This window comes from Epilithonimonas hispanica, assembly GCF_003385395.1.
GTDB classification, from domain to species: domain Bacteria; phylum Bacteroidota; class Bacteroidia; order Flavobacteriales; family Weeksellaceae; genus Epilithonimonas; species Epilithonimonas hispanica.
Genome location: NZ_QNUG01000010.1, coordinates 1 through 23,467, shown reverse-complemented (window position 1 = coordinate 23,467; position 23,467 = coordinate 1). Strand labels below are relative to the sequence as shown.

General features: G+C 34.1%; 30 protein-coding genes. 8 read left to right on the top strand and 22 right to left on the bottom strand.

What is annotated here, in order from left to right; genetic code table 11:
* Positions 1–51: 51 nt before the first annotated feature.
* The 17 genes from DRF58_RS05940 to DRF58_RS05875 form a co-directional block, all read right to left on the bottom strand.
* A complete protein-coding gene (locus tag DRF58_RS05940) occupies positions 52–297 on the bottom strand; it encodes a hypothetical protein (protein ID WP_116033834.1) in 246 nt (81 codons plus the stop codon).
* Positions 287–601 (bottom strand): hypothetical protein, encoded by a 315-nt coding sequence (locus tag DRF58_RS05935; RefSeq protein ID WP_116033833.1) that lies wholly within the window; start codon positions 599–601, stop codon positions 287–289. The genes DRF58_RS05940 and DRF58_RS05935 overlap by 11 nt, the downstream gene beginning before the upstream one ends.
* Complete coding sequence (locus DRF58_RS05930; protein ID WP_116033831.1) at positions 601–1,023, bottom strand: hypothetical protein; 423 nt, start codon at positions 1,021–1,023, stop codon at positions 601–603. The genes DRF58_RS05935 and DRF58_RS05930 overlap by 1 nt, the downstream gene beginning before the upstream one ends.
* Positions 1,020–1,373: a hypothetical protein gene (locus tag DRF58_RS05925; protein ID WP_116033829.1), complete on the bottom strand. Its 354-nt coding sequence runs from the start codon at positions 1,371–1,373 to the stop codon at positions 1,020–1,022. The genes DRF58_RS05930 and DRF58_RS05925 overlap by 4 nt, the downstream gene beginning before the upstream one ends.
* A gap of 160 nt (positions 1,374–1,533) precedes the next feature.
* Positions 1,534–1,998 carry a hypothetical protein gene (locus DRF58_RS05920; protein WP_123902369.1) on the bottom strand — a complete coding sequence of 155 codons (465 nt, stop codon included), beginning with the start codon at positions 1,996–1,998 and terminating at the stop codon, positions 1,534–1,536.
* Positions 1,952–2,155 (bottom strand): hypothetical protein, encoded by a 204-nt coding sequence (locus tag DRF58_RS05915; protein WP_116033826.1) that lies wholly within the window; start codon positions 2,153–2,155, stop codon positions 1,952–1,954. The genes DRF58_RS05920 and DRF58_RS05915 overlap by 47 nt, the downstream gene beginning before the upstream one ends.
* 43 nt (positions 2,156–2,198) lie before the next feature.
* Positions 2,199–2,459, bottom strand: a complete 261-nt coding sequence (locus DRF58_RS05910; RefSeq protein ID WP_116033824.1) for a hypothetical protein — start codon at positions 2,457–2,459, stop codon at positions 2,199–2,201.
* Positions 2,460–2,480: 21 nt separating this feature from the next.
* Positions 2,481–2,792, bottom strand: a complete 312-nt coding sequence (locus DRF58_RS05905) for a hypothetical protein (protein ID WP_116033823.1) — start codon at positions 2,790–2,792, stop codon at positions 2,481–2,483.
* Positions 2,789–3,421 (bottom strand): P-loop NTPase family protein, encoded by a 633-nt coding sequence (locus tag DRF58_RS05900; RefSeq protein ID WP_116033821.1) that lies wholly within the window; start codon positions 3,419–3,421, stop codon positions 2,789–2,791. Before DRF58_RS05900 ends, DRF58_RS05905 begins: the two co-directional genes overlap by 4 nt.
* Before the next feature lie 166 nt (positions 3,422–3,587).
* Positions 3,588–4,220, bottom strand: coding sequence for a DUF3164 family protein (locus tag DRF58_RS05895; RefSeq protein WP_116033819.1), 633 nt, complete (start codon positions 4,218–4,220; stop codon positions 3,588–3,590).
* A gap of 2 nt (positions 4,221–4,222) precedes the next feature.
* The gene (locus tag DRF58_RS18365; protein ID WP_157966709.1) at positions 4,223–4,363 is read right to left on the bottom strand and encodes a hypothetical protein; all 141 of its coding nucleotides are present in this window, start codon (positions 4,361–4,363) and stop codon (positions 4,223–4,225) included.
* The gene (locus DRF58_RS18495) at positions 4,360–4,533 is read right to left on the bottom strand and encodes a hypothetical protein (protein WP_168926410.1); all 174 of its coding nucleotides are present in this window, start codon (positions 4,531–4,533) and stop codon (positions 4,360–4,362) included. The genes DRF58_RS18365 and DRF58_RS18495 overlap by 4 nt, the downstream gene beginning before the upstream one ends.
* Position 4,534: 1 nt before the next feature.
* Entirely contained in the window at positions 4,535–4,720 is a 186-nt protein-coding gene (locus tag DRF58_RS05890) for a hypothetical protein (RefSeq protein WP_116033818.1), read from the bottom strand.
* Between the two features lie 2 nt (positions 4,721–4,722).
* A complete protein-coding gene (locus DRF58_RS05885) occupies positions 4,723–5,649 on the bottom strand; it encodes an ATP-binding protein (protein ID WP_116033816.1) in 927 nt (308 codons plus the stop codon).
* Positions 5,650–5,674: 25 nt separating this feature from the next.
* Positions 5,675–7,780: a DDE-type integrase/transposase/recombinase gene (locus tag DRF58_RS05880; RefSeq protein ID WP_116033814.1), complete on the bottom strand. Its 2,106-nt coding sequence runs from the start codon at positions 7,778–7,780 to the stop codon at positions 5,675–5,677.
* 285 nt (positions 7,781–8,065) lie between these two features.
* Entirely contained in the window at positions 8,066–8,194 is a 129-nt protein-coding gene (locus DRF58_RS18910) for a hypothetical protein (protein WP_262510757.1), read from the bottom strand.
* Between the two features lie 6 nt (positions 8,195–8,200).
* Positions 8,201–8,389, bottom strand: coding sequence for a hypothetical protein (locus DRF58_RS05875; RefSeq protein ID WP_116033813.1), 189 nt, complete (start codon positions 8,387–8,389; stop codon positions 8,201–8,203).
* Between the two features lie 54 nt (positions 8,390–8,443).
* Here DRF58_RS05875 and DRF58_RS05870 point away from each other — a divergent pair, with 54 nt between their 5' ends.
* Positions 8,444–9,319, top strand: a complete 876-nt coding sequence (locus DRF58_RS05870) for a S24 family peptidase (protein WP_116033811.1) — start codon at positions 8,444–8,446, stop codon at positions 9,317–9,319.
* Between the two features lie 314 nt (positions 9,320–9,633).
* On the opposite strand, the gene DRF58_RS18290 is transcribed toward DRF58_RS05870, so the two are convergent.
* Both DRF58_RS18290 and DRF58_RS05865 read right to left on the bottom strand, forming a co-directional pair.
* Entirely contained in the window at positions 9,634–9,822 is a 189-nt protein-coding gene (locus DRF58_RS18290) for a hypothetical protein (protein WP_123902368.1), read from the bottom strand.
* A gap of 149 nt (positions 9,823–9,971) precedes the next feature.
* The gene (locus tag DRF58_RS05865) at positions 9,972–11,645 is read right to left on the bottom strand and encodes a glutamine--tRNA ligase/YqeY domain fusion protein (protein ID WP_116033809.1); all 1,674 of its coding nucleotides are present in this window, start codon (positions 11,643–11,645) and stop codon (positions 9,972–9,974) included.
* A 206-nt stretch (positions 11,646–11,851) separates the two neighbouring features.
* Here DRF58_RS05865 and DRF58_RS05860 point away from each other — a divergent pair, with 206 nt between their 5' ends.
* From DRF58_RS05860 to DRF58_RS05845, 4 genes are all read left to right on the top strand, one after another.
* Positions 11,852–12,529: a response regulator transcription factor gene (locus tag DRF58_RS05860; protein WP_116033808.1), complete on the top strand. Its 678-nt coding sequence runs from the start codon at positions 11,852–11,854 to the stop codon at positions 12,527–12,529.
* A gap of 31 nt (positions 12,530–12,560) precedes the next feature.
* Entirely contained in the window at positions 12,561–13,670 is a 1,110-nt protein-coding gene (locus DRF58_RS05855; protein WP_379883767.1) for a sensor histidine kinase, read from the top strand.
* A gap of 112 nt (positions 13,671–13,782) precedes the next feature.
* Positions 13,783–14,364 (top strand): IS1096 element passenger TnpR family protein, encoded by a 582-nt coding sequence (locus DRF58_RS05850; protein ID WP_116033806.1) that lies wholly within the window; start codon positions 13,783–13,785, stop codon positions 14,362–14,364.
* A 209-nt stretch (positions 14,365–14,573) separates the two neighbouring features.
* On the top strand, positions 14,574–15,917 hold the full coding sequence (locus DRF58_RS05845; RefSeq protein WP_116033804.1) for an alpha-amylase family glycosyl hydrolase: 1,344 nt from the start codon (positions 14,574–14,576) through the stop codon (positions 15,915–15,917).
* Between the two features lie 74 nt (positions 15,918–15,991).
* Here DRF58_RS05845 and DRF58_RS05840 read toward each other — a convergent pair whose 3' ends face one another.
* The gene (locus DRF58_RS05840; protein ID WP_116033803.1) at positions 15,992–16,651 is read right to left on the bottom strand and encodes a YceI family protein; all 660 of its coding nucleotides are present in this window, start codon (positions 16,649–16,651) and stop codon (positions 15,992–15,994) included.
* Positions 16,652–16,783: 132 nt separating this feature from the next.
* On the opposite strand from DRF58_RS05840, the gene DRF58_RS05835 reads away from it, so the two are divergent.
* A complete protein-coding gene (locus DRF58_RS05835) occupies positions 16,784–17,716 on the top strand; it encodes a sulfate/molybdate ABC transporter ATP-binding protein (protein WP_116033801.1) in 933 nt (310 codons plus the stop codon).
* A 476-nt stretch (positions 17,717–18,192) separates the two neighbouring features.
* Here the strand turns inward: DRF58_RS05835 and DRF58_RS05830 are convergent, their stop codons facing one another.
* Complete coding sequence (locus tag DRF58_RS05830; RefSeq protein WP_116033799.1) at positions 18,193–18,525, bottom strand: zinc ribbon domain-containing protein YjdM; 333 nt, start codon at positions 18,523–18,525, stop codon at positions 18,193–18,195.
* A gap of 126 nt (positions 18,526–18,651) precedes the next feature.
* On the opposite strand from DRF58_RS05830, the gene DRF58_RS05825 reads away from it, so the two are divergent.
* Together DRF58_RS05825 and gcvT are read left to right on the top strand one after the other, a co-directional pair.
* The gene (locus DRF58_RS05825; protein WP_123902367.1) at positions 18,652–18,969 is read left to right on the top strand and encodes a hypothetical protein; all 318 of its coding nucleotides are present in this window, start codon (positions 18,652–18,654) and stop codon (positions 18,967–18,969) included.
* 53 nt (positions 18,970–19,022) lie between these two features.
* Positions 19,023–20,102 (top strand): glycine cleavage system aminomethyltransferase GcvT, encoded by a 1,080-nt coding sequence (gene gcvT / locus DRF58_RS05820; protein WP_116033796.1) that lies wholly within the window; start codon positions 19,023–19,025, stop codon positions 20,100–20,102.
* Between the two features lie 111 nt (positions 20,103–20,213).
* On the opposite strand, the gene DRF58_RS05815 is transcribed toward gcvT, so the two are convergent.
* Positions 20,214–23,111 carry an AsmA-like C-terminal region-containing protein gene (locus DRF58_RS05815; RefSeq protein ID WP_116033998.1) on the bottom strand — a complete coding sequence of 966 codons (2,898 nt, stop codon included), beginning with the start codon at positions 23,109–23,111 and terminating at the stop codon, positions 20,214–20,216.
* Positions 23,112–23,467 lie beyond the last annotated feature (356 nt).

Below are 23,467 nucleotides of genomic sequence, written 5' to 3'. Positions count from 1 at the left end.
GTAATTTTTGCACTTCAAAGATATAAAATAATTTGAAAGTGCAAATATTTTTTAAACTAATTTCGGTTTTGTAAAGCTTTTTGTAAACTCTTTGATGGCGACATTCTGCCAAACATTCTCATCACTTGGTGTTTCATCGCCTTTTACAGCGCATTGTGTGTTATACCAATTCATTATAAATCCACTACCGTGTATATGCTCTTCATCGTAGGTTCTGAAAGGAAGAATGAGATAACCTTTTTCTCTCAAAGCTTCCAAAACTTCTTCCTGTGTGTATTCGTATCCGTTAATTTTCATAATTAAGATATTTTCTATTAATTAAACAGCATTTTCCATCATCATCCATTTTTACTTCAACATCAATCTCATTCGGACTAGATTTTGTTATAATCCCAGATATTTTATCTTCAGTTACAACTCTATCACCAACTTTAAAGTTCATCTTATCGAGAATTCCTAAGCTCATTAACAATTCTACTTCGAGATTTGCCATCAATCCAAATGCTGTATCAGGAACTAGACTATTACACCCACCGCAAATTATTCTAATTTTACCTGAGTCACTTTTTAAAACTTCAATTTCAATTTTCCCTCTAATCATTACTTCCAAAGTTTTTTATTCAAATACGTTGCAGGATAAGGGAACGCTGTGCCATCACTTTTAAGTTTTATCAGTTCCGGGATGTAGAGAATAGCTTCCATTTTTTCAACTTCTTTTAGTTTGTTCCAAGCTTTCAAAGTATCTTCTTTTCTGCCTACTTTCTTAGGGTATTGGTTGTAAAAAGCGTCAAAACTTACAACAGTAATCTCGCTAAAAATCCAGCTTCCTTTTTTGAAATTTTGATTTTGTAAATCTGCAAGAATGGTTTTTAAATCCGCTGGAATTTTTTGCATTATATATTTTACTTTTTCAGCATTCCAGTTTTCGCCATCAAATTCCAAAAACCTTAAAACACCGTTTAAATCATATTTAAACGTGACTTTTAAGCCCGATTCGTAATGTTTTGTAATAAAACTTCTCATATCGTTAACAGTTTTGCGTGAAACTCGTCTCTGTATTTTCTGCAAACATTATATTCGTAGCTTACTGGTGATACTTGGTAGGTCATAAACCAGTTTAACAGATTTATCATTGAGTAAGCTTGAACAGGTTCTATTCTTAGTTTAAATTCTTTCAAACTACCTTTGGTTTGACTTTGGCGAACTTCCATTTTTTGGCGCAATTTCCTTAGCGAGAAAACGCTCATTCTTTCCTCCACGCTTGTAGCTATATTTCTTTGCCCCCAATTATTAAGAGCAAAAAGAAGGACTCCCAAATCTTCATTATCAATTTTGAAAGCCACTTCTTGAATCGGTTGATCTAATGCATTCATATATATTTTTACTTGTTTTTTCTACTTGTGAGATGCCATTTTTTACAAATCTTGCAGAAGTACGACCGGATAGGAATCCTCTTTTTCCGGCTGGTTTTCTTGATTAGATTTTTAATCGTGTTGGCTTCACGTTCATTCTTGAACTCAATTTTGTCACACATCAGCTTTTGGATGGCATAGAGAAGCCGTGTTTGTGATACCAAGCTTTGTTTCCCGGCTTGGTTGCGGAAGCTTCGAAATTGCTTTCAGCACCACGCAGTTGGCGTTCTAGGCTTTGCAGTTCTACCAGCGTGTAATCGTTCAGCCTTTTCTTCAGAACACTGCTTTTCAGCATCCAGTTATTGAATTTATCCCAACTATCAGGCTCTTTTAATCCTATTCTAGTCGCAATTGTAAGACAGGTGGAACGATGTTTTCTTAGTAATTCTTTATGCTCAGCAAGAACTATTTGTTCTATTATAGTGGGTTGTGGAAAAAACATCAGATAAACCTTTTCTATTTCTTCAGGTCTCAGCTCATTAATATCCACGGTTCTGTGGTTGCTTTTACTCCAACAGATATCTTCTAATGCAGAAGCTTTAAATCTCGTCAAGAGTTGCATTTTTTGTTGTTCTGATGTCATCATTGATTTGTTGTTTTAGTTTATAATCTTCTATGATTATTTCACGAATGAGCTTAATAAGACTCAGCAACTGCAAAAGAGATGGTTGCTGATTTTTTGGAGCGTTTAAATGCTTTTTAAACGCTTTCTTAATCATTATTAAAAGCTCTAAGTCGTTCATTGTTCCCAGCGTGGAATCGAACCACGCAGTAAACCGTTTGGGATTAGACTAGACCTACAAGTCCGTCCATTTTTTGTTCTTTGATATTGAGCGTTTTGATGTAAATGGAATTATCTCCATTGTTTTCAGCTCTGATATCTTCTAGAACTTTACTTTCTATGTACATTTTCACATCCAATTCTTTGTGAGCAATTATGAAAAGAATACTGGATATCCCTTTTATCTTTTCGTGGATGCTTTTGGGAGGTTTTGTTATCAGAAATTGCGCTCTGAATAGTTTCTTTTTTAATGGTTTTGCTGCCATAATTCTAAATATTTATTGATTTTAATTTTCTTCATTTTTAAAACTTTGAAGATTTTCAGCTTCAATATTTTCTTTGAAAAACTTGTTGATAGATTCCAATTCCCTTTCAAATACATAAGGCGATGTAAGCTTTAAGAATCTGTGCCATTTTTCGTTTACAAATGCATATCTATTGATTGCCAAATACAGAAAATCTGTTTGTCTTTTGTGAAATTGCTCCATAGATTTTTCAGTCACAAATTCTTTGTATTTCTTTTCGCCACTTCCATCGAAATACTCCAATTTGAAAGCTGTAGCATTCTCAATTCTTATTCTTTTTCTGTACTTTTTCATTCTGTGTCAAATAAAGAAGGTTGAGCGTTCTTTTTTACAGTTTTGCCTTCGTTCCAAATCACAAATTCTTTGTTTCCACCAAAGCGACTGCGAGGCATTTTAATGCGGAAATTTTCGACATAAGACTTGATGTCACACATAAACTCAATGTCTTTTCCGTATTGGCTTTTTGGTGCTTCGTTTTTGCTCCAGGCAACGATGATAAAGGCTTTTTTAGGAAAAGTTTTGATAAGGACTTTAAACTGTTCGGTCGTCAGTTTCATATAGTCCAAACTGTCGATTATTACGATTTTTGAACCGCTTTTTCTGATGTATTCAATAAGGTCTGGAAGAGAACCACCGGAAAGAAACATTACTTTTCCCGAAACTTCTTCCATATTATTACGAACGATGGCGTCTTGTAAACTTTTAGAAATACCCTGTTCGTAGCTACAATAAGCCACTTTTCCAAACGTAGCAAGATATTTTGCAAACTTTACACTGAACTCGGTTTTACCGTTGCCGGAACTACCGTAAACAATCATTTTGAAGTTCTTTTCGGGTTCTCCGAAGCTGTCCTTCCAAGCATCATCAAAAGCGAATGTATCGAAACGCTTATTGATGAAGGTGTTTACTCCAATTGCTTTCATATTCTGTTAAATTTTCTTTGTTCCCAGCGTGGAATCGAACCACGCAGTAAACCGTTTGGGATTAATCCTTTTGGTAAGGATTGTTGCTGTTGATAATTGCTCCGAGACAAACACCGCCTAGAAAGCAAACAAAACTGATTGATATTAGTAATACCGCTATCATAACTTAGATGTTTGAAAAGTTAAGATTGATTCCCTGCCATTGATTGTTTCTACCTTTTTTGAAAAAAGAGATGTAATCTTTACTGTGGTTGAAACTGTAAGATTCTTTTAGCAGCTTAATTCCTTCTCTCCAATTATCATCATTGAATCTATCTTCCATATTGTAGAGCTTCTGAATCATATTAATGTCTAAGTCTCCTTTCTTTCTTTCCATTAAAGACATTATCAAATCTTTAGTGTCCAAATCGCCGTCATATCTCGTGTTAAGGAAATCAATAATGTGCTTTTCTGCTTGTTCTGACCTTTCGTCAAAAGTTCCCTTTCCTTGTCTTTTAAAAAGGATTTTAAAATCATTATTTTCAATTTTAAAATTTCCTTTACCGTCTGCGTGACGCTTGCTGTAGTCTTGCAGTAATGAGTAAAGCGTTCCAAGTTGACTAAAAGCCTTATCTCTGAATCTCATCAAAGACAGTGATATTTCATCAGCCATTGGTGCTAAATCCTCGATAGTTTCTACTTTTAAAGATTCATAAGATTTGCGCTGATTTTCTCTTGTGATGCGTTCTGATTCTCTTTTTTGAGCCAAAGCCGCTTCCAATTGTTCTGTTGATAGTTGATTGATGTCGATAGTTGTCATAATTAAAATACTTTGAATGAGTGATAAAATCCGTTAGTTACACCGTGTACCAAGCCTTTCCAGTCGCCACTAAATTTTTCTGATGGTTTTACGACTTGGAATGCGGTTTTTTCTGCGTTGAGATAAATTGTTACTGTTTTCATAGGGCGTTGTTTTTAATGGTTAATTCTTGTAATTGTTTTTGACGAAACATCAGCTCGTCGTGGATTTTAATCCATTCTTCTTGGTAGGCATCATCTTCCAGTCTTGCTTTGAGTCCTCTGATGATTTCTTCCAATTCCTTTTCGTCTGGTGGAAAAAATTCGTTTGTCATATTAATTTTGTTTAATTATTTTGATTTCTTCCTTTGCTGTTTTATAGCCCTTATCATATTCTTCTTTCAAAAAACCATCAAGCTTTTTGGTTGCTTCAGTTGTTGCTTTCAAAAAGTCGCTTATTGACGGATTTTTTAATTCTGTTAAGGATTTTACTATCTGATCTAGTTTTTCTGGTGTTGTCATAATTATGCAGATTGTTTAATTCTAAGTTCTCTAGCTATTTTTCCTTGTATATTTCTGATATCGGTTACAACTTTTACACTTTGTTTGTTAATGATGACAGGAGTAGGATTGCACTCTGTAAAAATTCTTGATTGGATTGTTTTTTCAAAGATTCCATTAGCTTCACAAATAGCATTGACATCAGCTTCACGAGAACCAATCAACTTTACATAAGTTCTGCGGAAACGGCTTTCTATTTCGTCATAGCCTTGCTTTTTCAATCTCACACCGTCTCGGATGCGTTTTTCTAGGTATTCAGTTCCCGACAAAAGACAACCTGTAATGTTTTTGTTTTCGTTCTCAAAATGGATAAACCAACGGATTGCAGAATCTTTTAATTTATCGGCTTCATCTACAATTAGAATAGGGTTGTAAGCACTTCTGTTGATGAAAAACTTAGATACTTTTTCGCCTAATTCGTCCGTTTTAGAGTTTTCGGGGTCAATCCCTAGAGAAATACACAATTCAGTAAGAAACTTTCGTCCAGACCATTCTCTACAACGGATGTAAAAAATGTTGTTTTCTTCCTGCGTTTTGTTCTTTCTGTCGTTTTTTACATCAGCATAAAACTCAAGAGCGGTACTTTTTCCCATTCCGGCTTTTGCAGAAAGTATTCTGAACAAATGCTCATTCTTCACATCGTTGCAAAGGCTGTGAATCTTTCTAAAATCAAATGTCTCAGCAGTTTGCCATTCTGTAGAGTTATATCCCAATGTATAACCGATGCTTAGCCACATTTTGGGCTTGATGTTGTCGTGCTTACCGCTAATAATGTTAGAAATAGTTGATTTACTAACACCACATTTTGTGGCTACTGCCGTGTAGCTTCCAAGCTTTGGCTTTTCCATCTCAATGAGTTGGATAATCTCATTTTTTTGTAGATTTGTCATACTATAAAATTTTTGTTAAGTTTTATTACCATTCAGAGCGGTAATTTCCTAGGTCACCGCCTTTATTATTATCCGGTTGTATGTCGCTTCCGGATACTTTTTTCATAGGGATTTGATTATTGTTGTAATAATCATCAGCCGTATTCAATTCGTCTTTTTTACCGTATCTGCCAAGCATCAGATTTTCTTCGCCAATGGTTTCTTGATAGTCCAGTTCTTTCAGTTCGTTGATTGCTTTTTCACGTGCTTTTGCTACGCCTACTTGTTGCATTACTTTGTTCGGACCATATTTCTGAGGTTCTACAAAATACTCAGCTTCACAAAGCGACTTCAATAGTTGTCCGTGCTTTTCCCAAAGGAAAACAACACTCAAATCCTCAATATCATAAGACATAACAATAGATTCTGTATGATAATTTTTAATGATGTCATAGTAAGCTCGACTGATGAAGTAGCTCATTTTTACGCCTAGAATCTCAGTTGCAATCTGACCTTTATTTCGGATTTGGATTGTCTTTTTAAGACCAAACAACATTGATACAGTAGCTTCGGAAACTTCAATCACGTGAGGTTTTTCGCTATCGTTATGAATTTGTCTAGGCGACTTTTGTAGATTTTTATGTTTACGGCTATATCGGCTGTAAAGTGTATCACGGAAACTTTCAATAATGAATGTGCTTTCCTCAACGGCTTTGTACATATCAAATCCAGCTTTTTTGCTTTCTTTTTTGATCTGCGCAATGTATTCCGGTGAACGGAAAGCAGATAAACTGCGAGACTGAATACCGTCTCCATAGAAATAATCCGAATCCGGCATCGTGATTTGCTGCAATGTTCTGAAGAATCTCTCAACACCTGCTTTTCTATTAGCATCGTGAGCAAACTCTATATGAACACCAAGAGCCTCCATTCTTGCAAACAAATCTTCCATTTGTGGTGTGTTATGTCCCGGAAAACGGTCAGTAACAATTTCGTAAGGCAAATAACCTGTTTTTTGAACCGCCATTTTCATTGCATCAGCATAAACCAAATGGTTTTCTGAATGACTGAAAGAATAGCCTAAAACATCACCGGAATGAACATCACGGATAGCGACTACCATCAGAAACTTATCTGCTTTAGTTTTCTTTCCTGTTTCTTCATTCACAACTTCAACCTCGTGAGAAACTATGTTTACTCTAGTTGCATCCATTTCCCAGCAATCGCCCGCAAATAACGCATTAGCAAAAGGAATGTAAGATTTATGAATGTGTGATTTCCTACTAGAGCCGTATCTTTTAGCCGTTAAAAACTTTGTTCCGTTTTGCTCAAAGATGTTTTGTCCGTACCATCTGCGTGATGGTGTACGTTTGCCAACCAGCTCACACATATCTGTTATTTTTCGGATGATGTAGTCATTGCTGTAGTTCTTTGGCATATTTCTCAACTGCATCGCCCAGCTTACAAGTTCCGGGTCATCAAACACCATTGAATTAGTGTTACCAGTTCTAGGCAGTTTGATGATATCAGGAATTGCCAGCGATTCAGTCGCAAATAACTCATCAATTTTTTCCTTCAGTCTAAGGTGATGATGTGGGATGTACTGCAAATCCATCTTTTTCAAAACAGGTTCTAAATCTTTGTAGATTTTGGATTTGGTTCCTGGATAATTGTCTTTATGCTCCAGTATGAAATCAATCACCGCACAGGCTTTTGCAAGTGCCGGGCGTTGTACTTCATTAGCATCATTGTAAAACTCCAAGTATGTTCTGAAAACACGGTTTAAATGACGTTTAAACATATCTTCAAAATCCGAGATCTGAGTATTATTGATAAAATCCTCATAGCTTTTAACCAGTGCGGAACTGTCACCAAAATAGCCTCTGTAGTTTTGTGGAGCTTTGTTAGATATCCTTGCAAGATCATAATAGAAACCTGCATCCATCTTCGCCCATCGCCAGCTTTTACCGGTGTCTGGCAAAATGTTATGATGATGGTAACATTTCTGAACAGACTCTTTGTATTTGGTTCTGTTCTTTCTGAAATGAGAATCAGAAATCCCACATACATCAATTATCAAACGCTGAGAGACCCAAACGGTTTGTTTGTCTCCTGTGTTACGTGTAATAATATCGCCCTGTCTGAAATTCATTGTTATTGTATTGTTCCCAGCGTGGAATCGAACCACGCTTTAAACCGTTTGGGATTTTTGTGGCAATGCAGGGAGTTGAACCCTACATCCGGGACAAAAAAATTATCCAGGACACCCTATTGCCTTATATTACTTTTAGCCTTAGTCTCTTTTCTAACTCTCCGGGATGTTTAGCTATAAAATGCATTGTTAAACCTTGAGCTGAAAATTTTCGATTAAGTTTTTTATCACATCCTTTTACCGGACATTGAAAACCTCTATTTGATATCATTGCTTGATTCATACTTATTTTATATTAAAATCAGTTCTGTAGTGAAAATCAATATGCTTTCTAAATAGAATGATGTGATAATAATTTTTGATAACACTTGCCACGTGCTTGTGATAAGGAATCACGGAGATGTATTTTTTCATATTATATTAGTTTGATAATTCATTATTGATCTTTTCCTTAGCTTCTCTCAGCTTTTTTTCGCAATCCAAATAAGTTTGAAACTTGATTTTTGGTGACATTCTATCCTTAATAGACTTAGCAGTAGTGTACTTCCAGCCCAAAACGGCAGCGACTTCGCTAACTTTTATTTCAATTTTTTCATTGCTAGTTGTCATATTTTCTTATTTTTGCGTAATAATTATACGCAAATATACAAACAAGTTTGAACTATGCAAACAAATTTGAATAAAAATTCAAACTTCTTTGAACGAACTTTAGAGATAGCCTTATTTTATGGGTTTTCCGGTATTCCCGAGCTTGCAAAGGCTCTCGGGTACAGTTCGCCTGAAAAATTGTATAGGTTAAAAAAGGAAAATGCAAAACCATCTGTGGATATTTTGCAGGACTTATCAAACAAGTTTGAAGATTTAGATTTGAATTGGTACATAACCGGTCAAGGAAGCTTGCAAAAGAATGCAAAGGTTATTACTCCTGTGAGCGGAAGTTTTTCTATGAATACTACCATAGCAGAAACAAAAAAAGATTACAGTAACGTTACTCCAACTATTATTACTGTAGATTCGCACAATGTGGATAACATTGTACTTGTACCACATAAACTAAAAGCAGGGTATCTTGAAGGTTACAACAATGAAAATTTCATTAAAAAATTACCTTCATTCAGAATGCCGGGATTAAATAACGGACTCTTCAGAATGTTTGAAATTGAGGGGACGTCTATGTTTCCAACTTTGGCAGGAGGTTACGTTGTTGGACAATTTGTAGAGAACTGGATAACTGGTATAAAGGATAACAGAATTTATGCAGTTATTTCAAATGAAATTGAAGATGGTTTGATTAAAAGATGTATAAATAAAATAAAGAAGTACAACAATCTTATTTGCAAGTCTGATAATAGAAAGAATTATCCAACGCAAAATATCAATCCGGAAAGTATAAAAGAGGTTTGGGAAATTAAGCTACATCTTAATTTTCAGCTACCAGACCCTGCTGATATTTATGACAAATTAGCAGACTTAGAAGGTGAGGTTTCGAGCTTGAGAGAAATAGTAACAAAGGCTAATTTGTTACCACACCAAAAGTAAAAAAAATGTTACCGTTTAAAATGGTAACATAAATAGTAGCATAAATGGTAACAATCCAAAAGTTTAATTTTTGTTACCGTTGGGTTTTTTACTGGATTTATATAATTTGAAATTTTTAAAATAACGGTTCATAGAATGAATATCGTTATTAAGCCAATCAGACCGCTATTTTCGCTCTATTAATATCGAATTCTATATCGGTTCAATAACGGTAAATATCAGTTAAATAACGGTGAATTTCGAATTGTCTTTTTTGATTTTTGGCTTTTTTTGCCTGTTTTTAGGCTTTTTTTGATATATGTAGTCTTTAACATTTAGATATACCCCTTAAGTAAGAAATAAGAAATTCTAAGTGAGAAATTATTAATCATCGGGACATTGTTCTGTTCTTTTTTGACAGCCATCAATTTCTTTCTCGAAATACTATCAGAAGCCATCGATTTCTGAGCAAAAATCTGCATCGAAAAAAGAATTAATAGAAGAATACAAAATTTAGTTTTCATAGTTTTATCTTACTTGAGGATAAGACAATGACTCGATAAATTTCGTTACATCTAAACAAAAAAATCAGCCAAACGACTGATTTTCAATTTAATATTTATTTAAGAATCAAAATTTATTTTGTACATTTTTCATTCTACTTTTTACAATTTTAAGGCTTATAACCATCCTTAAGCGTAACTGTTCTGTTGAATACCAAAGTCTCATCAGAAGAGTCTCTATCTTTCTTGTAATAACCGATTCTCTGGAACTGGAAATGGTCATCCAAAGTGGCATCTTTTAAGCTTGGTTCTGCAAAACCGTAAGAAACATTCAAAGATTCCGGATTCACGAATTCCATAAAATCAACTTCTTTCTCAGCATCAGGTTGTTCTGTCGTGAACAATCTTTCGTAAGTCCTGATTTCGATTGGTAAAGCGTGTTTTGCAGAAACCCAATGTAACGTTCCTTTTACTTTTCTTAGACTCGCCTCAGTTCCGCTTCCAGACTTAGAATCTTCGTCATAAGTCGCATAAATAGTTGTGATTTCGCCATCAGCATCTTTCTCAACTCTTTCAGCTTTGATAATATATCCAGCTTTCAATCGCACTTCTCCACCCAATTTCAGACGGAAAAACTTCTTATCAGCTTCCTCTTTGAAATCTTCTCTTTCGATGTAAACTTCTCTTGAGAAAGGAACTTGTCTTGTTCCGGCATTTTCATCCTCAGGATTATTCTCAGTTTCCAACCATTCTTCTTTATCTTCTGGATAATTTTCGATGATTAATTTAACCGGATTTACAACCGCCATTACTCGCGTTGCAACTTTATTAAGGTCTTCTCTAACACAGAATTCAAGCAACTGAATATCAATTAAGTTTTCACGTTTCGCAACTCCAACTTTTTCAATGAAGTTTTTGATTGAAGCTGGCGTGTAACCTTTTCTTCTCAATCCAGAAATAGTTGGCATTCTTGGATCATCCCAACCTGTTGTAACACCTTCTTGAACCAATCTTTGAAGTTTTCTTTTGGAAGTTACCATATAAGAAACGTTCATCCTTGCAAATTCTCTCTGCTTTGGCGCAACGCTTTCGTTATCATAAACTTGGTCAAGATACCATTCGTAAAGTGGACGGTGATTCTCGAATTCTAATGAACATAATGAATGTGAAATTTGCTCGATATAATCAGACTCTCCGTGTGCCCAATCGTACATCGGATAGATTTTCCATTTTTCGCCCGTTCTGTGATGCGGTTTTTTCAAAATCCTGTACATCACAGGATCACGCATATTCATATTCGGAGAAGCCATATCGATTTTCGCACGTAAGCTCATCGTTCCTTCTTCGAATTCACCGTTCTTCATTTTTTCAAAAAGTTCAAGACTTTCTTCGATAGGACGATTTCTAAAAGGTGAATCGATTCCTGGCTCAAAAGGATTCTTTCTTTGTGCCGTAATGTCTTCGGAAGATTGTTCATCTACATAAGCTTTTCCTTGCTTAATCAATTCAACAGCCCAAATATATAATTGTTCAAAATAATCTGAAGTATATAATTCCTGATCATATTTGAAACCTAACCAATCGATATCAGCTTTGATAGAATCAACGAATTCCTGCTCTTCTTTTGCAGGATTGGTATCATCAAAACGAAGGTTAACAGGCGCATTATACTTTTGCCCCAAACCAAAGTTGATACAGATTGCTTTTGTGTGACCAATGTGAAGATAACCGTTTGGTTCCGGCGGAAATCTGAATCTAAGTTTATCCGCTCCTAAGCCGTTTTCCAAATCGTCTTCTATGATTTGTTCTATAAAATTGAGTGATTTTTTTTCTTCTTCTTCCATAATTCTGAAAAGTGAGGTGCAAATTTAACTTAATTTCCTCAAAAATGAAACCTATAACTTCTAATTAAAACATAGAATTATTCTTGTCAAAAATCATTTCAAAACATCAATTATTTATTTTATAAATGTTAAATTTGTGTGAACTTTAAACATTTAGTGATATAGAGTTCAATTTTTTTTAATTTTGGGATAATTAATAAATCGAAATGAATCGTAAAAAAATCCTTTTAATTGATGATGAGCAGGACATCTTGGAAATCATCTCTTATAATTTGGAAAAAGAAGGTTATCAGGTCTTTACTGCTGGAAATGGAAATGAGGGAATTGAAAAGGCAAAAGAAATCTTGCCAGACCTTATTCTGTTAGACGTAATGATGCCAGAGAAAGACGGAATCGAAACTTGTCAGGACCTTCGCAAAATCAAAGAATTACAAAGAACTCTGATTGTGTTCTTATCTGCAAGAAGTGAAGAATTCTCACAACTAGCAGGTTATCAAGCTGGTGCTAATGATTATATTGTAAAACTAATCAAACCCAAAGTTCTTGTTTCCAAAGTAGCCGCATTATTACAAATGGGTGCTAATTCTCAGGAAAATTCAAATTATATAGAAATTGGAGATTTGATTATTGATAAAGATAATTTCAAGGTTTCTAAAGGTAAAGAAGAGTTTTTGTTACCAAAGAAAGAATTCGATTTGCTATATCTTTTAGCTTCTAATACAGAGAAAGTTTTCAAAAGAGAAGAAATCCTTGAAAAAGTTTGGGGTAATGATGTTATCGTTGGCGAAAGGACGATTGACGTTCACATCAGAAGATTAAGGGAGAAATTGGGTATCAATACGATACAAACCCTCAAAGGAATAGGTTATAAATTAGTAGTTTAAGATTTTCTATAAAGAAAATCTTTTTTTTGAAATGAAATTTAGAAATTCGATAAAAGTCAATTGGTTATCTGTTGCAGCATCCTTTCTGTTGGTTGCTGTGGTTGGAGGCGTTGTAATGATTTTTGAATTCTACTCCAGCGATAGTTTCTTCAAGACCAGAGATTTCAATTACTTCTTAATCTTTACATTGTGGTTCGTTTTCATTGTTAACTATTTTGTTTTAGAATTTCTATTCAGTTTTTATAGTAAGAATCAGATTAGGAGAATCACCAATATTCTTCCAGAAGATATTATTCACGATTTTGATACAGATATTGGCTTCAAAGAACTTGGTGAAAAAGTTCACGAGATGAATCAGAAAAATGCCGAAATCGATATGATGAAAGAGATGGAAGACTACCGAAAAGAATATATCGGAAACGTTTCCCACGAACTCAAAACGCCTCTTTTTTCTATTCAAGGTTATATAGAAACCTTGCGCGATGGTGGTGTGGAAGATCTTAATATCCGAGACAAATATCTTGAAAGAATCGATAAATCTGTTGAAAGACTCCTTAATATAGTGAAAGATCTTGATATGATTAACCGTTTTGAAGCGGGACAGATTGAACTGAAGTATTCGACTTTTGATATTAATTATTTAATTCAGGAAGTTTTTGACCTTCTGGAAATGGAAGCGGAAAGACATTCTATGACAATGCAGCTGCAGACCACGCAATCTCAGCTTTTGGTTTTTGCAGATAAGCAAAGGATTTCTCAAGTTTTGATCAATCTTATTTCCAATGCGGTAAAATATGCCAATCGAGAAGAGGCTCAAATCATTGTTTCGACAAGAGAAGGGATGAAAAGCATACACATCTCTGTGGAAGATAACGGAATGGGAATAAAACCTGAAAACCTGCCAAGAATCTTTGAACGTTTTTATCGTGTAGAATCTAGTAGAAATAGAAAAGAAGGTGGCTCTGGTCTTGGTCTGGCTATTGTAAAACACATCATGGAAGCTCATAAACAATCTATTTCTGTAGAAAGTGTCTATCTCTCAGGAACTAAATTTAAATTCAAATTATCAAAACCTTTCTTAGAAAAAACAAAAAAAATAAACCCTCTTTTATACATCGATAGACACCCACCGATGCGCTGAATTTAAACAAAACTTTTTTGAAAAAAAATTTCCAAGAAACTTTTCTGAAATTTCATTTGTTTTATATTTGCAACGTTAATCAAGGTAATATAAAGTTTAAAGTAAAACGAAAATGGTTTATAAAGTTAGAGTAATTCTAGACGCCAAAGAAACAATCTTCCGAGACATCGAGGTAAAAGAAAAACAAACACTTTGGAATCTTCATCTGGGCATAAAAAGTGCTTTCAACCTTCCTGGTGAAGAGTTGTCTTCTTTTTATTTTTCTGATGATGAGTGGAATGAAGGAAATGCTGTTCCTCTAGAAGATATGAGCGATGACGGCGATGGCGAAATAATGTCCGATATCTACTTGCCAGAAGGTTTCCCAGCTGTTGGAAGCAAAATGAGATTCCAATATGGATTTATAGAACTTTGGGAATTTTTCTGTGAATTGTTGGAAATTGTAGATGAAAAAACAGCTGTTAATTATCCACTTACAGTTTACAGATTCGGGAATGTTCCATTGAAAGCACCAAGCAAAACGGGCTCTTCAAGCAATGGTAAAAGTAAAAGTTCTGCTACACCTTTTATGGATGATGATTTTGGAGATTTTGATTCAGAATTCAAAGAAAGTAGTTTTGAAGACGAAGATGACGATTACAACGATGATGACGAAGGATACAACGATGTTTTTGACGAAGATGATGAAGATTAATATTATTCTTTCTAAAATATATTAAAGCCCGATTTTTTTTCGGGCTTTTTCTTTTTTAATTGCAACGTTTCTTTATTTTGATAAGATTAATTAATAAAAAGTGGGAGAACTTAAGACGTAATGCTTTTTTATCAAACATTAACAAGCCTATACTTTTCAAGATTTTTTATTTTCATTACTTTTACAGAATAGACTTTAAAAATTTAGCAATGAAAAAGCTGATTCTTATTCCGGCAATCGCCGCATTATTATTATCCTGTAAAACCCAGAATCATACAATGGAAAACCCACAAGATTGGAAGCGTACTACCAATATCTACGAAGTTAACGTTAGACAATACACACAAGAAGGAACTTTTGAAGCTTTCGAAAAAGAACTTCCTAGGCTTAAGAAAATGGGTGTGGAAACACTTTGGTTTATGCCAATCACGCCAATTGCTCAACTCAACAAGAAGGGAAGTTTGGGAAGTCAATATGCTGCTTATGATTATACAAGCATCAATCCGGAATTTGGCACTTTGGAAAACTTCAAACATTTGGTAAATGAAGCTCACAAAATGGGATTCAAAGTCATTATCGACTGGGTTGCGAATCATACAGGTTGGGATCATGTTTGGACAAAATCTCATCCAGAATATTACTTGAAGGATGCTGACGGAAGTTTCCATAAAGCCAGCGGAATGGATGATATCATCGAACTGGATTATTCTAATAAAGAAATGCGTCTTGCAATGATTGACGCTATGAAGTATTGGGTAAAAGAAACCAATATAGATGGATTCCGATGCGACTTGGCAAGCTGGGTAGAAGTTGATTTCTGGCAACAAGCAAGACCCGAAGTTGAAAAACTGAAACCTCTTTTCTTTTTAGGAGAATTTGATGAGTTAGAAAATCCGGATTATGGTAAAGTTTTCGATGCAAGTTACAGTTGGAAATGGATGCATCTTTCCGAAGACTTTTATAAGAAAAATCTTCCACTTTCTGATTTGAAAAATCTTTTGGAACAATATTCCAAAATAGGAGATAACTCTATGAGAGCTTGGTTTACAAGCAATCACGACGAAAACTCTTGGAACGGAACCGAATATGAGAAATATGGAGATTTTGCACCTGCTTTAGCTGTTTTCTCGGCGACTTGGAATGGTGTTCCTCTACTTTACAATGGCCAGGAATTACCAATGAAAGCTAAGCGTCTGGAATTTTTCGAAAAAGATCCGATTCCTTGGAACGGAAAATATGAATTGGAAGATTTCTACAAAACACTATTTGCTTTGAAATCCGTAAATCCAGCATTAAGAGGTGGCGACCCAGCTGTTACAACTTTTTGGATTAACACCACTTCGAATGACAAAATCTTGGCTTATCTTAGAAAAAATGGTGCCCGCGAAGTTTTGGTTTTAATTAATACTTCAAAAGATGCTGTTAATTTCAAACTAGAAGACGACAATTCGGTGGGAAGTTATAAGAACATTTTCACAAAGAATAAGGTTGAATTAATCAAAGGTTCTGATATCAATTTACCAGCTTATGGTTATTTGGTTTATGAGAAATAGATATGAAACTTTTCTAAAATACAAAACCCTTTCAAAATTTCTGAAAGGGTTTTGTATTTTTAAACTTAAACCGATTATTTTTTCTCAATCGCTTTAACTTTCATCTGAACATTGATTTCATTTTTAATCAAACCTTCAGCGGCAGGCATTTGGAAAACAATCCCAAACTCATCTCTGTTGATGTCTTTTGGTTCTGTTGCGATGCTCAATTCGCCATCTTTCAATTTTACATTAGCATTGAAAGTTGCTGGTTTTGTAATGCCTTTCAACGTTAGATTTCCGTCAATAATAGTGTTGTAATCTCCACCAGCAGGCGCTTCTGATATCTTAGTAATTTCAAAAGAAGCAGTTGGGAATTTTTCTGTGTCAAAGAAATCTGCACTTTTCAAGTGTCCAATCAGTTTTCCGTTGCTTTCAGAATCTGTTAAATCATCGTTCTTGATAGAAGTCATATCAATTACAAATTGTCCGCTTTCAAGCTTGTTGTCTTTCACGGTTACTTCTCCGCTTTCAAACTTCAAAGTTCCAATATGACTCGTGTTGTCAGACTTTACAACTTTAAAACCTTTCCATTCTGCTTTACTGTTCAATGTATCAACAGCATAGATTTTTCCGTCTGTTGTGGTCAAAACTTCATTACTTTCGCTGGTTACAGGTTTGTCTTTTCCGCACGAAATAATGAAAACCGAAGCAGAAATCAATAAAATTGCGGATATTAAAGTTGTCTTTTTCATATCAAGAGATTTTTCAGAATAGAAATGGAATCGTGGTGCAATTTCACTTCAAATATTTTAAATTATTAGTTACTTTTCCGTACTTTGCTAAAGTAATAAAATTATTACGAGTTTAAAATCTTATTTTTAAAAATGTTGCTAGAAGTTAAGAATCTGTATTTCAATTATCAGACCGATAAAACATTATTTCAAAATCTTAATCTGAATGTAGATGAAGGTCAAATCATAGCTTTAGCTGGTGAAAGTGGTTGTGGAAAATCAACTTTGTTGAGTCTCATTTATGGTTTGATGGATTGGCAAAATGGAGAAATTATCTTTGATGGACAAAAACTTTTAGGACCAAAAGGAAATCTTGTTCCTGGCGAAGCGCAGATGAAATTTGTGGCTCAGAATTATGATTTGATGCCTTACGGAACTGTTTACGATAACGTTGGAAAATACATTTCTAACATCAATCTAAAATCAAAAAAAGAAAAAGTTGACGAATTATTGGATGTTGTTGGACTTACAGAATATGCTAAAGTAATTCCAAAAAACTTAAGTGGAGGACAACAACAACGCGTAGCAATTGCCAGAGCTTTGGCTGTTCTTCCAAAGCTGCTTTTGTTGGATGAACCTTTCAGTAATCTGGATTTTTCTCGCAAATTTGAATTGAGAGATAAACTTTTCAATTATGTGAGACAAAATAAAATGAGTCTTTTGATTTCAACACATAATCTGGAAGAAGTTTTACCTTGGGCAGATAAAATTGTAGTTCTTCAACAAGGACGATTAATTCAGAATGATTCGCCGAAAGAAACTTACGAAAATCCTTATAACGATTATGTTGCGAAGCTTTTGGGAGAGGTCAATATTTTTTCTGACGAAGAAAAAACTCAATTCAATCTTTCTAAGAAACATTATTTTCCACATCAAATAAAAGTGGCAGAAAATGGAGTAGAAGCGACTGTTTTGGAAAGCCTTTTTGCAGGTTCACATTACAGAAACAGACTTAAAATTAATGATAAATCAATTGTGATTTATACTCCAAATTCTATTTCAGGAAAAGTCTTTTTGGGATTTTAGAACCTTTAAAAATTTGTTTTGAAAACCACAAAAGTCACAAAAGCTATTATTTTGGATTAAGTTTTTCAAAAGTTCAAAAAAGAAATTTATTTTAGAAACCCTAGCTTATTTGCTCTTTTGGATTTTCTTTTGTGACTTTTGTGGTTTAATTATTTTTTGTCGTTGTTGAATTGTATCTAAGATTTAATTTAAAATAAGACAAAAAATCAATTGTTGATAAAATATGGATAACTTCTACATTTTCAGTTTGTTGAATTGTAAAAATTTTCTAATTTTGCTAAACAAAAGTATATAGGAAATTTTTGGTTAATTCTCTTTCTGCCCCTAAAGACCGAAATTAGCATTCGCAATCAAAGTCTTTGAAAGTTTACCCTGCCAAAACTTTCCTTTTTTTTATTTAAATATTTGAATTATAAATAAATTAAAAAGTCGCAAAGAATCAATCTTCGCGACTTTTATATTTTAGAATCTGATGATTAGGCTTTTTTCACAAACTCAGATTTCAAAGCCATAGAACCGAAACCGTCAATTTTACAATCGATATTATGGTCGCTGTCTGGTCTTAATCTGATATTTTTAACTTTGGTTCCTGCTTTTACAGGTTTTGGAGCACCTTTTACAGGCAAATCTTTGATAACAATTACAGAATCTCCATTTTGCAATTCTTTACCAAGAGAATCGAAAATTTTACCTTCCGTTGAAACTTCTGCAGGATCCCATTCGTGGAAACATTGAGAACAAACTTGAAGATTGTCTTGTTCGTAAGTGAATTCGGATTGGCATTTTGGACAAAGGATAGTGTCGCTCATAATTGATTTAAGGTTTAATGTTCAAGGTTTAAAGTTGAACTGCAAAGATAACCAAATTGCTAATGGACTTCAACCAATATTTATCAGCTTGTATTTTAAAAATATTTATTTTTGAAGAAAAACTTTATGAAAATTCTTAGACGATTGATTTTTATTTGCTTAATGATTTTATTGGGATGGTTATTTGTGATTAATACTTATCAAATTGATATTGTTCCAGTAAAGAATCAGGCTTTTCAAAGAGAACAAATTATGGAGATTGAAAATTCTAATTCCATTTCTGAACTTAAAAAGATTGCTAAATCAAAAGTTTATACAATTGGTAGAATTCATAAAATGAATGATGAGAAATGTACCAAAGAATTATACATATTGTTTGTAGTTATTTCGATGAGCATATTCTTATATTTTACTAAAAAACCAATTAAAACTCATAATCCATAACTCAAAACTAATTCTTAGATTTGTGCGCAACTAAAATAAATCTTCCTTTTAAAATGAAAAAAACCGCTTTATACGATAAACACGTTTCTTTAGGCGCTAAAATCGTTCCGTTTGCAGGATTCGAAATGCCTGTTCAGTATTCAGGAGTTACAGAAGAACATTTTGCTGTCCGCGAAAAAGCGGGAATTTTTGATGTGTCTCATATGGGACAATTTTTCATCGAAGGTGCTTCTGCAAAAGACTTGTTGCAGTTTGTTACTTCCAACAATGTTGATGCTTTGGAAAACGGAAAAGCACAATATTCTTGCCTTCCAAACGAAACTGGCGGAATTGTAGATGACCTAATTGTTTACAAAATCGAGGATGAAAAATATTTTGTGGTTGTAAACGCTTCCAATATTGATAAAGATTGGAATCACATTGCAAAATACAATGAGAAATTCGGAGCAAAAATGACGAATGCTTCTGATGAGATGTCATTAATCGCAATTCAAGGTCCAAAAGCTACTGAGATTCTTCAAAAATTAACTGATACAGATTTATCAGCAATTCCGTATTATCATTTCTCAATTGGTTCTGTTGCCGGTTTTTCTGATGTGATTATTTCTAACACAGGTTATACAGGAAGTGGTGGATTCGAAATTTATTTTGATAACAAATTTGCAGAACAACTTTGGGATGCTTTGACAGAAGCTGGGAAAGAATTTGGGTTGATTCCTTGTGGATTGGCTTCCAGAGATACTTTGAGATTAGAAAAAGGATTCTGTCTTTACGGAAATGATATCGATGATGCAACTTCTCCGCTGGAAGCTGGATTAGGCTGGATTACGAAATTCGATAAAGATTTTGTGAACAAAGCATTCTTGCAAAATCAAAAAACTGAAGGTGTTTCCAAAAAATTAGTAGGTTTCGAAATGCAAGAAAAAGCAATCCCAAGACACGATTATGAAGTGGTGGACGCAGAAGGCAATGTCATTGGAAAAGTAACTTCCGGAACAATGTCTCCAATGAAAAAAATAGGATTGGGATTAGCTTACGTTGATAAACCAAACTTCAAAATAGGTTCAGAAATCTTCATCAGAATCAGAAACAAAGATATTCCTGCGAAAGTGGTTAAATTACCTTTTGTTTAAATTTTAAAATTATCTATAAGCATAAAAATCCGGAGAATAATTTTCTTCGGATTTTTTATTATTGGTATTTTGATAAAAATTACATCAGTTATATTAAAAACTTAAAATATTTTATTTCTTCTTCAAATCTTTATCAATCTGCTTTTCGGCTTTCTCGGCTTTCTTTTCCTGAGCGCGTTTTTCTTTTCGCTGTTGTGCTCGAGATTTTTTTTCGGCTCGTTTTTCTTCTCGGATGACTTTGTTAGATTTGGTATTATACAAGGCTTCCACAATACCTTGTCCGGTTTTGCTGAAGATTTTGATTTTTGGTTTCTCGTGTGTTCCCGTAACCACAACTGGGAATCCAATCCAGCCAGCCGGTGGTAATCCCACTCTCACTCGGAAATCTAGCAAACCATTGAAACTCGAAGTTCCGCTAATCGTAGGTCTCAACACTGATACTTTGAAGGTAAAAGGCTCCACGTGAATGAGATTATTGTTGATGGTTGTATTGATATCCACGCCTTTCATATCCGGATTATCAAAAGCATCGGCGCCTATATTCTCTCCAATCGTCGAAAGCATTTTCAGGTTTTTGACTTCCACGTCTCTCAGATTTACGTTTCCGCCACCTTCCAATGATGGATAGATAGGTTTCATATTGCCGTCAAAATCACCTTTCAGTTTGTAATTCAGAGAGACAATTCCTTTCACATCTTTCGCAGCAGTCGCCATTTCACGCACCATATCAATTTCTTTGTAAGCTTTTTGAACATCGAAGTCTGCAACATTCAAAGCTACGTCATAATTAGCTGTGATTGGTGATTCGTCCTGATATCTTGCATCGATTTTCATTCTACTTCCTATGATGTCAAAACTTGTATTCTTCAAATAAACTTCGCCTTTGCTGACCGATGCTAACCCTAAAAGATTGTTCAATCCAAGTCCTTTGAATTCTACTTTTTTAGCATTAGCTTCCAATGAAACATCCAGATTTTTTGGAACAATGACAACGCCGCTGCTTTTCGGATGTTCTTCCTTCGCATAGGTTACTGCAAGGGATTTGTCTGTATTATCACCTTCTTTCAGCGCCATAAATTCATCTACCAAAATATAATTGGATTTCAAATGAAATCTGCCGTGCAATGTTCCTTTTCTTTCGATGAAATAATTGATGGTATTCAATAAATATCCATTGAGTGAATAATCGGATTTTCCATAATTACCATAGAATTTTCTGAACCACATTTTTTCGTTCTCAAACTCGAAATTTCCTTCTTTGATATAGAATGATTTCGGCAGATATTCTGTTGTGGCTTTGATATTTTTTAAGATGAGATTTCCTCTGTTATCAAGCTTGCTGTATTGTCCGGTTGTCGCATAACTTTGTCTTCCATTCAAAGATAAATCTGCCATAATCAAACCGCTGACATCAAATCCTTCTTTAGCAAAAACTTGATAAATTCTGCCGACATTCAAGACGCCTTTTGCTCGGACTTTATATAGAACATCTTCGAAGTTCTGTAAATCTGCATTCACAAAAACAGGATTACCTTCAAAATCAAATTTGAAAGGGTCGAGTTTCACGCCAAGACTTTTGAAAGTTCCATCAGTATTATGAATATTCGCTAAAATATTGATATTCTTGATTGGATTTGGGTAATATTTAGTTTTAAGCCAGCCATTTTTCAGATTGAAAGAACCTTTCGTTTTAGGAAATAATTTTTTATCCAGACTGAAAATCCCATTCGACTGAATATCTGTATTCATAAGACCTTTCAGTTCAATATCTTTCAAACCAAGCGCAGAATCCAAAGTTGCCAAATCAACAGCACCTTTGATGTTCGCATTGATTTTCATTTCGTTCAATCCCTGCGTTTTTACAACAGCTCGAAAATTGTTGTTTTTTCCTAAATCAAAACTCAAAGTTCTCAAATCGAGTAGGAGTTTCTCAGTATCCAGCGAAGGCAAATCGACATTTAAATCCATATTAAGATTGTTCATTGGAACTGGTGCATTGCTGTTGGAGACGAAACCATTATTAACTTTTAGACTTGCTTTCAAATCAGGTTTCAGATTTTTAGGTTCGCTGAATCGTCCCTTCAGACTGAAAAATAAATCACTATTTCCTTCGATTTTCGTGTCCTTAACCCAAGATAAATATTGAGGAGGAAGAATGGACAACATATCTTTAATCGTCGTTTTCTCCGAAGCCGCATTGATATTAAGGTTATATCCATCTTTCAAAATACTCACAAATCCTGTGAATTTCAGAGGAAGTTCATTGATTCTGAGCTCATTTTTTCTTAAGACAAAAGTCAACGCATTGGTGTTGATTCTCGTAATCAAATCGGCTTTCAGATATTTCTTTTGTGCGTACCAAATTCGATTGAGTGCAAAATCTATTTTTTCAATTTCGAGGTCGGTTTTTAAATCAAAAATATCTTCGCTCAATCCACCTTTTCCTGTATAATTAAGACCTTTCGCATTGACTAAAACGTTTGCAGAGTGGTCATTATATTTGATATTCCAATTTTTTAATTTGATTAAATCTAATTTGATTGATGCGCCTGCTTCTGTTGTATCTTTTGGTTTTTCTGACGGTTTGGAAACGTAAACATTGTAATTGGCTTGTCCTTTAGAATTGACGAAAACATTGGCTGTTGCGTCGTTTACATAAATCTCATCAATTTTTATTTCTTGATTAAAAATCAGATTTTTCAAGTTGATTCCTACAGAAACATCTTTTGCAGCAAGCAATGTATCTTGCTCAAAGGGTTTGGAACCTTTCAGTATAAAATCGTCTACAGAAACCGTGAGAGAAGGGAAATGGCGGAAAAAAGTCAAATGCGTTTTCTTATAATCCAATTCTCCTGCAAGATGTTTATTTGCAAAAATCTTTACTTGTTGAGAAATCGTTCCTGGAAAAAGTATCGGAATAATGAACATTAGAAATAGGATAGAAGCAATGCTGATTCCTATCCATTTTAATATTTTTAATACCATTGTCTTTACATTAACCGCACTCATATACTTGAATTTTTTAGAATAATTCAAAGATTGTGCTAAAAGTAATTCACAAAAAAATCCTCTCTGAAATTTCAAAGAGGATTATATGCTTTCAAAATATTTAAACTTGTTTTTACAGAATTATTTTTATCGCAAAGTCGCAAAATTAATCCTATTAAAAATGTGTTAAGTCGCAAAAAAAATGGAGATTTTCATTTTTACGAAGTTAAAAACTTTGTGCCTTGAAAATATAATTTCTTTTAGTAAATAATTTGTGCCCTTTAGTTTGCAAAATAAAAAATACAAGATTAGATTTATAATTTAAAAATCATTCACAAGAAACAGGGTGAACCATTTTGTGTCAAAGGTATCAAGAC

What these genes read in the sequence shown, in the direction of transcription:
- DRF58_RS05940 (WP_116033834.1), bottom strand. Translation starts at nt 297, where the DNA reads ATGAAAATTAACGGATACGAATACACACAGGAAGAAGTTTTGGAAGCT.
- DRF58_RS05935 (WP_116033833.1), bottom strand. Translation starts at nt 601, where the DNA reads ATGATTAGAGGGAAAATTGAAATTGAAGTTTTAAAAAGTGACTCAGGT.
- DRF58_RS05930 (WP_116033831.1), bottom strand. Translation starts at nt 1,023, where the DNA reads ATGAGAAGTTTTATTACAAAACATTACGAATCGGGCTTAAAAGTCACG.
- DRF58_RS05925 (WP_116033829.1), bottom strand. Translation starts at nt 1,373, where the DNA reads ATGAATGCATTAGATCAACCGATTCAAGAAGTGGCTTTCAAAATTGAT.
- DRF58_RS05920 (WP_123902369.1), bottom strand. Translation starts at nt 1,998, where the DNA reads ATGATGACATCAGAACAACAAAAAATGCAACTCTTGACGAGATTTAAA.
- DRF58_RS05915 (WP_116033826.1), bottom strand. Translation starts at nt 2,155, where the DNA reads ATGAACGACTTAGAGCTTTTAATAATGATTAAGAAAGCGTTTAAAAAG.
- DRF58_RS05910 (WP_116033824.1), bottom strand. Translation starts at nt 2,459, where the DNA reads ATGGCAGCAAAACCATTAAAAAAGAAACTATTCAGAGCGCAATTTCTG.
- DRF58_RS05905 (WP_116033823.1), bottom strand. Translation starts at nt 2,792, where the DNA reads ATGAAAAAGTACAGAAAAAGAATAAGAATTGAGAATGCTACAGCTTTC.
- DRF58_RS05900 (WP_116033821.1), bottom strand. Translation starts at nt 3,421, where the DNA reads ATGAAAGCAATTGGAGTAAACACCTTCATCAATAAGCGTTTCGATACA.
- DRF58_RS05895 (WP_116033819.1), bottom strand. Translation starts at nt 4,220, where the DNA reads ATGACAACTATCGACATCAATCAACTATCAACAGAACAATTGGAAGCG.
- DRF58_RS18365 (WP_157966709.1), bottom strand. Translation starts at nt 4,363, where the DNA reads ATGAAAACAGTAACAATTTATCTCAACGCAGAAAAAACCGCATTCCAA.
- DRF58_RS18495 (WP_168926410.1), bottom strand. Translation starts at nt 4,533, where the DNA reads ATGACAAACGAATTTTTTCCACCAGACGAAAAGGAATTGGAAGAAATC.
- DRF58_RS05890 (WP_116033818.1), bottom strand. Translation starts at nt 4,720, where the DNA reads ATGACAACACCAGAAAAACTAGATCAGATAGTAAAATCCTTAACAGAA.
- DRF58_RS05885 (WP_116033816.1), bottom strand. Translation starts at nt 5,649, where the DNA reads ATGACAAATCTACAAAAAAATGAGATTATCCAACTCATTGAGATGGAA.
- DRF58_RS05880 (WP_116033814.1), bottom strand. Translation starts at nt 7,780, where the DNA reads ATGAATTTCAGACAGGGCGATATTATTACACGTAACACAGGAGACAAA.
- DRF58_RS18910 (WP_262510757.1), bottom strand. Translation starts at nt 8,194, where the DNA reads ATGAAAAAATACATCTCCGTGATTCCTTATCACAAGCACGTGGCAAGT.
- DRF58_RS05875 (WP_116033813.1), bottom strand. Translation starts at nt 8,389, where the DNA reads ATGACAACTAGCAATGAAAAAATTGAAATAAAAGTTAGCGAAGTCGCT.
- DRF58_RS05870 (WP_116033811.1), top strand. Translation starts at nt 8,444, where the DNA reads ATGCAAACAAATTTGAATAAAAATTCAAACTTCTTTGAACGAACTTTA.
- DRF58_RS18290 (WP_123902368.1), bottom strand. Translation starts at nt 9,822, where the DNA reads ATGAAAACTAAATTTTGTATTCTTCTATTAATTCTTTTTTCGATGCAG.
- DRF58_RS05865 (WP_116033809.1), bottom strand. Translation starts at nt 11,645, where the DNA reads ATGGAAGAAGAAGAAAAAAAATCACTCAATTTTATAGAACAAATCATA.
- DRF58_RS05860 (WP_116033808.1), top strand. Translation starts at nt 11,852, where the DNA reads ATGAATCGTAAAAAAATCCTTTTAATTGATGATGAGCAGGACATCTTG.
- DRF58_RS05855 (WP_379883767.1), top strand. Translation starts at nt 12,561, where the DNA reads ATGAAATTTAGAAATTCGATAAAAGTCAATTGGTTATCTGTTGCAGCA.
- DRF58_RS05850 (WP_116033806.1), top strand. Translation starts at nt 13,783, where the DNA reads ATGGTTTATAAAGTTAGAGTAATTCTAGACGCCAAAGAAACAATCTTC.
- DRF58_RS05845 (WP_116033804.1), top strand. Translation starts at nt 14,574, where the DNA reads ATGAAAAAGCTGATTCTTATTCCGGCAATCGCCGCATTATTATTATCC.
- DRF58_RS05840 (WP_116033803.1), bottom strand. Translation starts at nt 16,651, where the DNA reads ATGAAAAAGACAACTTTAATATCCGCAATTTTATTGATTTCTGCTTCG.
- DRF58_RS05835 (WP_116033801.1), top strand. Translation starts at nt 16,784, where the DNA reads ATGTTGCTAGAAGTTAAGAATCTGTATTTCAATTATCAGACCGATAAA.
- DRF58_RS05830 (WP_116033799.1), bottom strand. Translation starts at nt 18,525, where the DNA reads ATGAGCGACACTATCCTTTGTCCAAAATGCCAATCCGAATTCACTTAC.
- DRF58_RS05825 (WP_123902367.1), top strand. Translation starts at nt 18,652, where the DNA reads ATGAAAATTCTTAGACGATTGATTTTTATTTGCTTAATGATTTTATTG.
- gcvT (WP_116033796.1), top strand. Translation starts at nt 19,023, where the DNA reads ATGAAAAAAACCGCTTTATACGATAAACACGTTTCTTTAGGCGCTAAA.
- DRF58_RS05815 (WP_116033998.1), bottom strand. Translation starts at nt 23,111, where the DNA reads ATGAGTGCGGTTAATGTAAAGACAATGGTATTAAAAATATTAAAATGG.